The 13,867-nt window shown below is 28.6% G+C and carries 9 protein-coding genes and 1 pseudogene; all 10 read left to right on the top strand.

All coding sequences use genetic code 11. The features are described from left to right. Positions 1-5: 5 nt before the first annotated feature. The 10 genes and pseudogenes from T352_RS0103850 (at position 6) to T352_RS06450 (ending at position 13,867) form a co-directional block, all read left to right on the top strand. Entirely contained in the window at positions 6-1,442 is a 1,437-nt protein-coding gene (locus T352_RS0103850) for an ABC transporter substrate-binding protein (RefSeq protein ID WP_026391839.1), read from the top strand. A 55-nt stretch (positions 1,443-1,497) separates the two neighbouring features. Further along, positions 1,498-4,557, top strand: a complete 3,060-nt coding sequence (locus T352_RS0103845; RefSeq protein ID WP_162151182.1) for an extracellular solute-binding protein — start codon at positions 1,498-1,500, stop codon at positions 4,555-4,557. Continuing rightward, positions 4,554-5,438, top strand: coding sequence for a carbohydrate ABC transporter permease (locus T352_RS0103840; protein WP_084301399.1), 885 nt, complete (start codon positions 4,554-4,556; stop codon positions 5,436-5,438). The genes T352_RS0103845 and T352_RS0103840 overlap by 4 nt, the downstream gene beginning before the upstream one ends. 5 nt (positions 5,439-5,443) lie before the next feature. Further along, positions 5,444-6,316, top strand: a complete 873-nt coding sequence (locus T352_RS0103835; RefSeq protein ID WP_026391836.1) for a carbohydrate ABC transporter permease — start codon at positions 5,444-5,446, stop codon at positions 6,314-6,316. A gap of 1 nt (position 6,317) precedes the next feature. Next, positions 6,318-7,793: an NHL repeat-containing protein gene (locus T352_RS0103830; protein WP_026391835.1), complete on the top strand. Its 1,476-nt coding sequence runs from the start codon at positions 6,318-6,320 to the stop codon at positions 7,791-7,793. A gap of 15 nt (positions 7,794-7,808) precedes the next feature. After that, a pseudogene (locus T352_RS0103825) lies at positions 7,809-8,375 on the top strand (YIP1 family protein); the annotation flags it as partial. Next, positions 8,368-10,764, top strand: a complete 2,397-nt coding sequence (locus tag T352_RS0103820; protein WP_162151181.1) for a DUF5696 domain-containing protein — start codon at positions 8,368-8,370, stop codon at positions 10,762-10,764. The pseudogene T352_RS0103825 and the gene T352_RS0103820, both read left to right, overlap by 8 nt. Beyond that, the gene (locus tag T352_RS0103815; RefSeq protein WP_051615819.1) at positions 10,761-11,825 is read left to right on the top strand and encodes a carbohydrate ABC transporter permease; all 1,065 of its coding nucleotides are present in this window, start codon (positions 10,761-10,763) and stop codon (positions 11,823-11,825) included. Before T352_RS0103820 ends, T352_RS0103815 begins: the two co-directional genes overlap by 4 nt. Beyond that, positions 11,815-12,747, top strand: a complete 933-nt coding sequence (locus T352_RS0103810) for a carbohydrate ABC transporter permease (RefSeq protein WP_051615818.1) — start codon at positions 11,815-11,817, stop codon at positions 12,745-12,747. The genes T352_RS0103815 and T352_RS0103810 overlap by 11 nt, the downstream gene beginning before the upstream one ends. A 1-nt stretch (position 12,748) precedes the next feature. Beyond that, positions 12,749-13,867: a glycoside hydrolase family 16 protein gene (locus tag T352_RS06450; RefSeq protein WP_051615817.1), complete on the top strand. Its 1,119-nt coding sequence runs from the start codon at positions 12,749-12,751 to the stop codon at positions 13,865-13,867.

Here is a 13,867-nt window from a genome sequence, read left to right as displayed (position 1 = left end):
ATCAAATGAAGAAAAATATATTATTGATAATGACATTTATATTCACTCTATTACTAGTTGCATGTAATGGCGGTGGAAATAAAAATAAAAACAAGATTTCTTTATCATATGCTGATTGGAACGCTGATATTGATACTACAAGAGAAATGATTGAAGAATTTGAAAAAGAATATCCACATATAACAGTAGAACTAAGAACAGATATTGCAGGTCATGGTGAAACATTTACAAATAATTTAGTTGATGCTGCAGGTGCTGGTATACTTCCAGACGTTTTTGCTACAGATAATGTACCAGTAATTGCTGAAAAAGGATTAACTCTTGATGTTGCAAAATACTGGGATAATGATGATGACGCAAAATTAGTATATGAGTTTATGCAAAACACAGCTATTTACGGCCAAAGAAGATATGCTATTCCTTCATTCCAATTTTTAAAGGGTATAATGATTAATTTAGATATTTTTGAAAATTCCGGATTAAAAACAAATGATAAATATAGAATTGATAGTTCAACAGGTTACCCTGTTAAAGATTGGACTTTTTCAGAATTCATTGAAATAGCAAAAGCAATTAAAAATTTCCCAGGAAATGATGAAAATACTGTTATCGGTTTAGATACATGGTATGGAGCTCCTGATTTTAATCAAGTATGGCCTATGATGACAAATCCGGACTTTATGTATGATACATGGGACGGTGAAAAGTTTAATTATACACATAAATCATGGATTGACGCTACAAAAATGAAAATGGAACTACATAAGTTAACAGATGGAACAACAAACAGATATGAAGAAGGTATACTTGAAGAATTTCCATTTTTAGACGCTTATATTATTGAAACAGGATATGGGGCTATGGATATTGAAGGATCATGGCAATTTAATATTATTCAAACAGCAAAAGAAAGAGATATTAACATTGGTTTTTGGCCATATCCAAGACCAGCAGAAGGACAAGGAACATTCTTCCCACCGGTAATACTTGATTATTTAGCAATCTCATCTGCAACTGAACATCCAGAAGAAGCATATTTACTAGGAAAATGGATGTCATATGGGAGAAAAGGATGGGAAGCAAGAATTGAAATTTTTGAAAATAAACGTGCAGAAGAATTTGAAGAAGGAAAACCAATGAGTTTACTAGACCGTTATCCAGTAGCAAATTATCCAGAAATTTGGGATAAAATTGACCCACTTGTAGAAGGGATTGAAGGAATTCAAGAAACTTTTGCACATATTCACAATGGTAAGCCAGATATCGATAAGTGGATGCCAGGATATCGTGATTTTATTAGATGGATGCAAGATCCAGATAACCCAAATAACTTTGATTTAATGACAGAACAAGGACCACAAACCGCAGAAGTAATTGCACCAATATATAATAAGAAGATTAATGAATTATTTAAGGAATCACTAGACAAATTAATAAAATAAAAAAGTGTGAAAGGGGAACACAGATTCCCCTTCACCATTCATGTTAGGAGTAAGTATGAAAAAGATAAAGAAAATATTAAGTGAAAGTAAAAAAAGAATTAAACAATTTATGACAATAAAAGTTTTGCTTTATAGTATTAGTTTTTTCTTATTTATTTTTTTAGTCCTCTCATTTTTCCCAAAAACATCAAATGTTGATTATGTTTCATCACTTGAATATAATAGTGATTATCAAAAAACTACAAATTTAATAAGCGGGAATACTACTTATTCAAATATGCTCTTAGATTATAAAGAAAAAAAAATACCATTTATTAATGAAAATTCAAATATAAGAACTAGTGAATTTAATGGACATGTAGTTACGAATATAGATGATGAGTATGGGGAAATTGTAAGTTCTTATAGCAATAAAGATTCAAAAGTTTATTTATTAGACGAAAAAAATAATTTAAAAATTAAATTTAAAGATATAAAGTCAGGAGTTTATTACATTAGTATTGACTATTATGAATTAAATAAAAATATTGATAATAATCAAATTAGTTTAATGGTTAAAAGAAATGGTGATTCGGAGTTTAGAGTGCCATTTCATGAAAGTAATACAATGGTACTAAAATCAGACTGGTCGTATTTAACAAAAGATTTTACAGAAGATCGATATGGTAATGAGATACAATCAGGAGCAGAGAAAAATTTCAAATGGAGAAATCAAGCTTTATTTGATTATAATGGGCTTCATGTTGGTTACTATGGTTTTCATTTAAGCGAAGATGATGAAATACTAATTAGTTCAAGAAATAATTCTCTTTTAATAGGAGAAGTATCTTTTGTTAAATATAATGAACTAGAAAGCTATGAAAATTATTTAAAAAAACATAATAATAAAAAACTCTCACAAGAACAAATCCAAGTATCTGCTAGAGACATGGAAGGCAGAAGCGAAGCATCAATTAGACTAAGAAATGAACAAAATCCTACTAACCTTTATTATGATACTCAATTCTTAAAGTTAAATACAGTTTTTGCAGATTCCTGGCAAAATGGTGGTCAAACAATATCTTATAAGATCAATGTCAATGAGACTGCAATGTATAAATTAGCATTTAAATATCGCCAATATTCATTAGGTGAAATGCCAACATTTAGAAGAATAAGTATTGATAATGAAGTTCCATTTGACTTATTTGAGGGTTATGCATTCCCACATACAACAAGCTTTGTTAATAGAAAAATTGTAGATGAAAATGGTGATGATGTTTTAATTTTCTTAGAAGAAGGTGAGCATATCATATCATTAGAAGCTGTAAGTTATCCTTACAGAACAGCTATTGAGAAAATTAGAGAAATTATGTCTGAAATTCAAAATCTTTCATTAAGAGTTAAAAGATATACATCGGGTGGTAATGATCCACTTAGAGACTGGGATATTGAGAAGCATTTTCCAGAAGCAAAAGATAAAATGTATCAATGGGCTGATGATTTAGATATGTTACATGAAAGTTTAAAAAAACTATCGGGTGTTAAAAAACCAGCAGAAATATCAAATTTAACACAATCTTCAAAAAGACTTAGAAGTATTGCTAAAAAAATAAATAAGTTACCAAGTAAAATGGCCTTATTCTCAGATGGTGACTCTTCAGTTAATCAATTACTTGGAGCAACAATGCAACGATTAATGATTAGTGGAATGGAACTTGAACGTGTAATATTTTATGGAAACAATAAACTTAAAAATCCTGCAGCTAATATTTTTGTAAAATCATTTGAAGAAGTAAAGAGATTGATATTATCATATACAAACAATCCATATTCAGTAAGTAAGAAAAATAAAAATGATTTAACTGTTTGGGTTAATCATCCTAGACAATATATAGAGATAATGCAAGCTCTTATTGATGAGAAATTTGATGGAGAACGAAGAGTTACTTTATCACAAATGCCAGATCAAAACAAATTGATTTTGGCAAATGCTAGTGGAGATGCACCAGATATTGCAATAGGTGTAGATCACTGGATTCCATATGAATTTGCAATTAGAAAAGCTTCGTTAGATCTAAGACAATTTAAGGGGTACGCAGATTTAGTTTCCAATTTTATGCCTGGATCTTTAATGCCATATATTTTTGAAGATGGTGTATTTGGACTGCCAGAAACACAAAACTTCTGGGTAACTTATTATAGAAAAGATATTTTGGAAAGTGTAGGTGTAGACCATATACCACAAACATGGGATGAAATAAAAGCCTTATTACCAATCTTGCAAAGTTATGATTTAAATTATTTTATTCCATTATCACAATTTGTTGGATTAAAACCATTCGTTGCAACTTTACCATTTATATATCAATTTGGTGGTAATTTGTATACCGAAGATGGTATGCAAACAGATCTAAATAGTAGTGAGAGTATTGAAGGTGTGCGTACCATGACAGAACTATTTACTTTGTATAATATGCAAAAATATGTGGCTAGTTTTTATAATAATTTTAGATATGGAACAATGCCAATTGGAATTAGTGATCTATCAACATATATATTACTAGATACAGTAGCACTTGAACTAGATGGATTATGGGAGATTGATTTACATCCAGGTCAATATAGTTATGATAAAGATGAAATATTAAGATATGCACCAGCCGGTGGACAATCATCAATGATTATGAGTACTACTAAATATAAAAATGAATCTTGGGATTTTTTATCATGGTGGATGAGTACTGAAATTCAGTCAGAATTTGCATTTAGATTACAAAACACATATGGTAAAGCTTATTTTTGGAGTTCTGCAAACGTGAATGCTTTTAAAGAAATATCAATGGATAAAAAGCATAAAGATGTTATTTTAAAACAATGGGAATATGCTGCAGAAGCTCCTAGAATACCTGGATTATATATGATAGAAAGAGAACTAAGTAATGCATGGACAAAGATTGTATTTGATGATGCAAATCCAAGACAAGCATTAGATAATGCTGTTAGAGTTTCAAATCGTGAAATTCTATATAAAATGGCTGAATTTGGTTATGTAGAAAATGGTATACCAGTAAAGGATTTCTTAGTTCCAACAATTGATAATATTGAATATTGGTTAAGGGAGGCAGAAAGATGATTAAAAAAATAAATCGACCAGTATGGTTTTTAATTCCTTATTGGACTTTATTCTTTATATTTATCGTCCTTCCAGTAATTGCCGCAATAGCACTATCTTTTACATATTATAATGCAATTGAAGCACCAAAAGTAACAGGATTAAGTAATTATATTGAGTTAATAACTATGGATACGGTATTTATGAAGTATGTTTTATCTAACACTATAAAATTTGCACTTATTGTTGGACCGATAGGATATATATTATCGTTTTTACTTGCATGGATGCTATCACAGATTAGCTCAATACCTCGAACAATTTTAGCAATTATATTATACTCACCATCGCTTACAATGGGGGTAGCAATGTCATCAATGTGGCGAATAATATTTTCCGGTGATTCAAAAGGATATTTAAATGCTTTGTTATTAAATTATGGAGTAATCGTTGAACCAATTCAATTTTTAGTTTCACCTCAATATTTAATGACAATTATGATTATAGTATCACTTTGGAGTAGTATGGGAGTTGGTTTTTTAGCTATGCTTGCAGGATTATTAAATGTCGATAAAACATTATATGAAGCAGCATATATTGATGGAATTAAGAATAGAACACAGGAAGTTTTCTATATAACCATCCCATCTATGAAGCCCCAGTTGTTATTTGGAGCAGTAATGGCAACAGTAACAACATTTCAAGCGGGAGCAATAGGTGTTCAATTATCAGGATCAAATCCAACTCCTGAATATGCTGGGCAATTAATTGTAAATCATATTGAAGACTATGGCTTTATTAGATATATGATGGGATATGCCGCAGCAGTGAGCGTTGTATTACTTCTAATGGTTTATTTTTTATCAAAAATAACTTTTAAATTACTAGGTGAAAAGGAGTAGATAATATGTCATTTCAAAATATGCAAGTGAATCCACCAAGATTTCACAAAAGTCAAACAAAATTTTATGCAGTATTAATTCCTTTTTCACTTTTAATGTTATTACCTATTTTATTTATTATTAATCAAGCTTTTAAACCACAATCTGAATTATTTGAGTATCCGCCTAAATTTTTTGTTAGAAAACCAACAATGAATAATTTTAGAGAATTTTTTAGAATTATGAATTCAACAAGTATTCCTTTTAGTAGATATTTAGTAAATACAATTATTGTTACAGTTTTAGGCGTATTATTATCAATACTATTTGCATCTTTTTCAGCTTATGCATTATCCAAATTGAAGTTTAGTGGAAAGAAGTTCCTTTTTGAAGTTAATACAGTAGCACTAATGTTTGTACCAATAGCAGTACAAATTCCTAGATATTTAATTATTGCTAAGATGGGATTATTAGATACTTTTTCAGTTCATATTTTACCAATGATTGTACTTCCAGTTGCAATGTTTCTACTAAAACAATTTATTGACCAGGTACCAGAAGATTTAATTGAATCTGCAAAGATTGATGGCGCATCGGAAATGGAAGTATTCTTTAAAATAATTGTTCCCATCATAATTCCTGCAATAGCAACTGTCGGGATATTAACATTCCAAAATATTTGGAATGATATTGGAACTTCATCACTTTATATTACAGATGAAAGTAAAAGAACTTTAGCCTTTTTCATTCAAAGTCTAACATCAGCACAAGGAAATACTGTTGCAGGACAAGGTTTATCAGCAGCAGCAGGATTAATGATGTTTCTACCTAACTTTATTTTGTTCATTATTTTGCAAAGTAAGGTCATGAATACAATGGCACATTCGGGGATTAAATAATATGAAGAAAAAAATAATTATTATACTAATGATGATATTAAGTTTTTCATTCTTTTCTGCGATTAATAAGCAGGAAATAAAAGCAAACGGTGTCCCATATAACACATATACATACAGTAATTCAAGTAAAAGATTTGTTTGGACGCAAGATGCCTATATACCTTTATCAATTCAATATGACCTTGGAGGTATTGAATTGAAGGACCCTCAAGATATTACTATTGACAGTGAAAATAATATTTTCATTGCTGATGCCCAACAAAAGATGATTATTAGATATAATCTAGAAACCGATGAGACAATATCAATTGGTGAGGGTATACTATCAAAACCATCTGGAGTTCATGTTGGTGATGACAATAAATTATATGTAGCTGATTCTGGAAATAAAGCAGCTTATCAGTTTACCTTTAATCCAGCAAAAAACAATTATGAAATTACAAATAAATATGTTAAGCCTATTGGTACACCATATTTTGATGATGATGATTCGTTCGAACCAATAAAAGTTGTAACTGATCATGCCAATATTGTTTATATCGTACTAGCAGGAAACCATAATGGAATGGCAAAGTTTAACAAAAATGCTGAATTTACAGGGTACTTTGGTGGTAATCAACTTCCAGCAACATTTTCAAACTTAATAAGACAATTTTTATTTGACGAAGAACAAAGACGTAAATGGTTTAGTATGATACCAGCACCAGTATATAATGCCGCTGTTGATGAAAAAGGATTAATACTAACAACATCAAAAAAAATAGAAGGATATAAAAAATTAAATATAGCAAATCAAGTATTCAATGAGTCAATTTGGGGATTTGAGGATAATGAGGATTTGTTTGTAGGACCAAATAATACTATTTTTACAATTTCTGGTGGAGATGGATCAATTGTTGAATATTCACCAGAAGGTGACATTTTATTCGTCTTTAGTGGTAAAGATAATTATAATCAAAAAGGATTATTTAAATCACCAAAAGGGATTGCTGTTGATAGTAGAAATAATATTTATGTAGTAGATAATCATAATAATGCTAAATCATTGCAAATATTTATTCCGACAGAATTTGCAAACACAATTCACGAGGCAATAAGTTTATATTATGATGGAAGATATACTGATTCATTAGAGCCGTGGAAAAAAGTTCTAAAGATGAACTCGCTATTTGACTTGGCTAACAAGGGAATTGGTGATGCTCATTTTGCAAATTTAGATTACAAAGATGCAATGAACTCATATATTTACGCCAGAGATCAAGAGGGATATTCAGAGGCTTATTGGGAAGTTAGAAATCAACAATTACTAAAAAGTGGTACAGCAATAGTAGTTATAACAGTATCGCTAATACTACTTGTAATATTAAACCAATTTTTAGGATTTAGTAAATATATATTTTTACCAATAAGAAAAATACATAAATATTTAAAAAAATTTAAAATATATGAAGAATTGATATTTGGTTTTTATATTTAAAAAAAACCTTCAGATGGTTTTTATGGAATAAAACGTGAAAATAAGAGTTCAAATATTACAGCATTAATATATATACTACTATTTTTTATTGCATATATGTTCTGGCAGTTTAACACAAGCTTTTTATTTAATGATGTGATAACTTCAGAAATAAATGTGATGAATGAAGGTCTAATTATTTTTGGGGTAATAGCATTTTGGGTTTTAAGTAACTATTTAATTGGAAGTATAAGAGATGGTGAAGGTAAAATGTCGAATATTTTACAGGGAACAGCTTATATTTTATTACCATTAATAATCATGCTTCCAATAGCATCAATTATTTCAAATTTCTTAACTTATAATGAAAAATTTATTTATACAGTAATTTTTATCATTGGAATCATGTTATCAGTAGTTTATCTAATAATAATGGTTAAAGAAATACATTTTTACGATATGAAACCTACAATTGCAAATATACTAATTTCTATTTTTACAGCAGTAATGATTGTAGTATTTATAATAATAATTTATATGTTATTTAGTGAAGTTATTGGTTTATTCCAAGATATTATAAGAGAGGTGTCAGGACGTGTTTAAAAAAATTAAAATCTTAATTACTATTGTAATTTTAATCGGAATGACAAGTATCGTTTTAGTGGCAATGGAAACTAATTATACGGGTACTAATAATAGTGACAATTCAGTAAATGGGAATTTTCCATTTGTAGAAAATAAGTTTTTAGAAAGTTCTAGGTTTACTCAAAAACAAGAAGTTTCTGCAGAAAAAATAAATGAATATAAAAATAACTTTCAAATTGAATATACAGAAGATGAACTTGATTTTTTAGGATATCAAAAAGTACTAGAAAATAGTTCGTATATTTTATATTTTGACAATGATTCTTATTCAATTATTTTAATAGACAGAGATACAGGATTTACATGGTCATCAAGAGCAGAGTTCCAAGATGATGATGAAAGTAATGATTTAATTCGAAATCAAATGAATTCGGGTATTTGGATTGACTATGTAAATACTAAGAACCAACAGTTTCAACCAACGAGGTCTTCAGTATATCAGTCAGCATCTGTGAAATATTATCTAGATAGAGATGCTGAAGCGCTTGAAGGTTTTGAACACTTATATCGTTATAAAATTAATAATACTACTTATAATAAAACATTAATGGAAATAAAAAGCACAGTTGATAATCAAAAAAATGAAATTACTTCGTCTGTTAACTATAAAGCATTAAATATATCTTTTGAAATAAAATTAACTTTAGGTGAAGATGGTATTAATGTATTTATAGATAAAGATAAAATACAAGATGATAATCCAACATTTCAATTAACAAATATTTATGTTTTTCCTTATCTAGCATCTGCAAGACAAGATAAAGTTCCAGGATATTTTATGATACCTGATGGTGTTGGTACATTAGTTAGATTTGGTAAAGTTACAGCACGTGATTTTCTAGCTAAATTTTATGGTAATGACTTAGGATATAATGACAACTATTTACCACAACTTTCCCTTCCAATTTACGGAGTAGTTCACATGGAAAATGAGAATGCAATGTATGCTGTAATTAATGAAGGAGCAGAAGTATCACTATTAGAAGGAATTTTCTATGGTCAATCGAGCAGTTATTTTAGAATGAATACGAGATATGCGGTAAGACAAGTATATTTTAATGTAATTGATCGAGCAGGAAATGGCTATAGACAGTTATTAAAACAAAAAGCAAGTAGTAACTTTGATATTAGTTTTAACTTTTTAAAGGATGATAAAGCAAACTATGTTGGTATCGCAAAAGAATACCAAAAGACTTTAATTGAAAATGAAATTTTAACAAAAAGGGAAGTAGCAAATGAAAATATACCGCTTAATGTTGAGTATTTAATGAGCGAAAGAGAAAAGTCATTCTTTGGTACTAAAAAAATTACTATGTCAACTACAAGCGAAGTTTCAAAAATGTATAATTTCTTTAAAGATAGTGGAATAAATAATCAAATTGTTAACTTAAAAGGGTATTCAAAAAGTGGTAATATGAATACCACACCATATAAGTTAAATTTAATTGAAAGTAAAAGTAATTTTAAGTCTTTAGTAAATGAAGTACAAGGTGATGATAATAGTATTTTTCTAACAAATGATTATACGAGAGCAACCAGTGAAAGTAAAAGAATCTCGTATGGAAAAGATGTTGCAAGGAATACATCAAAACTTAGATATAATTTTGAAACAAAAGACATAAATAACAACATTTATGATAGATATATACTATATCCACAAAGTTCATTAAAATATATTAATCAAGATAATAAAAAATTAAGTAACATAGGTTTTGATGGATGGTCTTTAGATAGTGAGACAAATAGATCACAAACTGTTTATCAAAGTGGAAAATATTATGATAGAAATCACAGTATAAATATATATCAAGAAATGTTTGATACGGTAGATAAAATACAAATGTATCAACCTAATTTATACGCATTGAAACATGCTTATACATATCTAGATTTACCAATTACAAACAGTCAGTATGATTACTATTCAGACTTAATACCTTTAATACCTCTAATCTTAAAAGGATATATTTCATACTTTACTCCTGTTTTAAACTATAATGCATTAGGACGTGAACGCCTGCTAACGATGGTTGACTTTGGAACAAACCCTAGTTATATATTAACTTATAGTCCAACTTATAAAATGCGTCATACAATGAGCTTTATTGAATACTCAACAACTTTTAGTGATTATCAGTATGATATTGTTAATGAATATAATTATGTAAATAACGCCTTAAAACATGTCATTAATACCGATTTTATTAATCGTGAAGTAATAGAAACGGGAGTCGTTTTAAATACATATAGTAATGGAGTTAAAATATATATTAATTATACTTCAAGTAATTTTAATCTTGGAAACATCACTGTAAATGCAAATGATTATAAGGTGGTGTTAAAATGAAAAAAATTAAAGGTTTTTTAAGAAAGATAAAAAAAGCATTTTTTAATTTAATTGGCAAAATAGGTGATTTTTATAATGTTAAAATTTCACCTATTATAAGTAAAGTTGGTCATTTATTAACAAATAATTTTATTATAAGAATAAAACATACCGAGATAATATTTTTTAATAAATTTAAAACTAAAAACACAAGAAAAAAGCGCCAAACATTTTATGGTTTTATGTTTATAAGTATATGGTTAATTGGCTTTTTAGTTTTTACATTATATCCAATGATTCATTCATTTTATCTAAGCTTTACAAATTCATATTTTAATATGAATACAGGAATTTCTTCAACTCCTGCAGGTTTTCAAAACTATTTAAATATCTTTAGAAATCAGGTATTATTACCAAAATATACACAATACTTTATTAAGACATTTACTACAGTACCAATAATAATAATTTTTGCAATTATTATTTCAATATTGATAAATCAACCTGTAAAAGGTAAAGGAATTTGGAGAACAATATTTTTCCTTCCGGTAATTATTATTTCGGGTCCCGTAATTAATGAATTAGTTGCACAAGGTGCAACTACATTACCCTCATTTAAAAATAATTCAGTAATAAACTTTTTACTCATAAATTCAGGCGAGTGGATTGCAAATCCAATTCAGTCAATACTTGAGACATTATTACTTGTATTATGGTATGCAGGTGTTCCTGTTTTGGTATTTTTGGCAGGATTACAAAAGATTGATAAGAGTATCTATGAAGCAAGTGCCATTGATGGAGCTTCTCCATGGGATAACTTTTGGAAAATCACATTACCATCTATAAAACCATTTATAGTTGTAAATATCATCTATATCGTAGTTACAATGTCACTATTTAATGAGCCAGATGGAATATTGTTTTATGCAAGAGAACATATGATTAAAGGATCACAAGAATCAACATTTTACTATGGACATGGTTTTTCAGCCGCAATGAGCTGGCTATACTTCTTTTTAATGGTAATAATTATTGGTATATATGTTGGTCTTTTAACAATAAGAAGAAGGGATGATAAGTAACATGAGCCAAGGAAGAAAACAAAAAATTCATAGAATTTTATTTGGAATGAACTTTGTTGATGGGTTATTTTATAAACTAATTATTTATATACTACTTATAAGTTTCAGTTATATATACTTATATCCGCTTTTATATATGTTAACAAATTCTTTGATGGGTAGTAGTGATATTATTAATGATGGTGTTAAATGGATACCAACAAAACTATATTTAACTAATTACAAACAAGCATGGAAAGTATTAGATATAAAGAAAAGTTTCATGTCTACAACTTTTTATGTTTTAAAAGTAAGTGTATTAATAACATTTACTAGTGCAATAACAGGATATGGTTTTGCGAGATTTAATTTTCCATTTAAGAAAACATTGTTTATTTTAATGCTTGCAACATTCATACTACCTTCTCAAATTACCATGACTTCTACAATGGTAATCATGAGGAAATTAGGAATTATAAGTACACAAAAAGCTATGATCTATCCAGCGTTTTTAGGACAAGGAATTAGTTCTGCAATATATATATTAATATTTTATCAATTTTTTAAAACAATACCTCAAGTATTAGGGGAATCAGCAGAGATTGATGGTGCAAGCGAATTTAGAATATTTAGAACAATTGCTTTACCACTTGCCATTCCATCAATTGTTGTAGTATTTTTATTCTCATTTGTGTGGTATTGGAATGAGACATATCTAACCGGTTTAATGGCAGGATCAAACTTAACTCTACCATTAAAAATATTAACGTTTAAATCCTCTTATGAAGCATTATTTCCACCAGGAACACCTGGTGCAGCTTTAAACGAAGCAGTAGTATTAGCTGCTAATATGTTGGTAATATTACCATTGTTAATAATCTACTTTGTAGGTCAAAAGCAATTTACAGAAAGTATTGATAGAACAGGAATAACAGGAGAGTAATATGAAAAAAATAATTGGACTAGTAATAGCAGTAATTACTACATTCTTTATAGTAGGATGTGGTGCTAAAAAAATGAAACCATATGAAGATACAGAAGTTAAGTATTTAGATGGTGGTTGGGTATCAGTTTGGGCTGACGAATTTAATGGAGATAAATTAGATCAGACTAAATGGAGTTATGAAACAGGTGGAGATGGCTGGGGAAATAACGAACTTCAATATTATACATATGATAATACTGAGGTAAGTGATGGCACATTAAAAATATTTGGACGTAAAGAACAAAAGAATAATAATCAATATACATCTTCAAGAATAGTCACAAGTAATAAATTTAACTTTAAATATGGAAGAGTAGTTGCAAGTGCAAAGCTTCCAGTAGGAAAAGGAACTTGGCCAGCAATTTGGATGATGCCACAAGAAAGCACATACGGTCATTGGCCAAAAAGTGGTGAGATAGATATTATGGAATATGTAGGATATGAAGGAAATAAAGTACATGCAAGTATCCATACTGAAGTTTATAATCATAAAAATAATACACATCAAACAGGGAGCTTAAAAATTGATAATTTAACAGATGATTTTCATAAATATGAATTAATTTGGGAACCAGGATTTATTAGTATTAGTGTCGATGATACAAATATTAAAACTTTTAGATACAATCCAATACTCGATCAAGCATATGATTCGAATCAAGCTTTTCCATTTGATCAAGATTTCTTCCTAATCTTAAATCTAGCTATTGGTGGTGATTGGGGAGGGTTGCAAGGTGTTGATGATAAAATCTTTCCAGCAATTTTTGAGGTTGATTATATTAGAGTGTATCAAAAAGATTATAATTACTTAGATAAATCAAAGCCTGAAACTCCGTATAATGTACAAGAGTCAAGACTAAAAAAGAATTCGATAATTTGGGTTGCACCATATGATGATATCGGTGTTGAATATTATAATGTTTATGTTGATGGAGAATTTTATAAAAAAGCAAATTTACCACAAATTACATTAAAAAAATTAGATAAAGGAAAAAAATATAATATTAAAATAGAGGCAGTAGATTTTACAGGTAAAGTATCAAGAATGAGTGAAGGTTTTGAACATACTTTTAAATAA

This window comes from Haploplasma modicum ATCC 29102 (genome assembly GCF_000687835.1).
Classification (GTDB): domain Bacteria; phylum Bacillota_I; class Bacilli_A; order Acholeplasmatales; family Acholeplasmataceae; genus Haploplasma; species Haploplasma modicum.
Note: the sequence above shows the minus strand (reverse complement) of the source record. Positions and strands in the feature narration are given on the sequence as shown.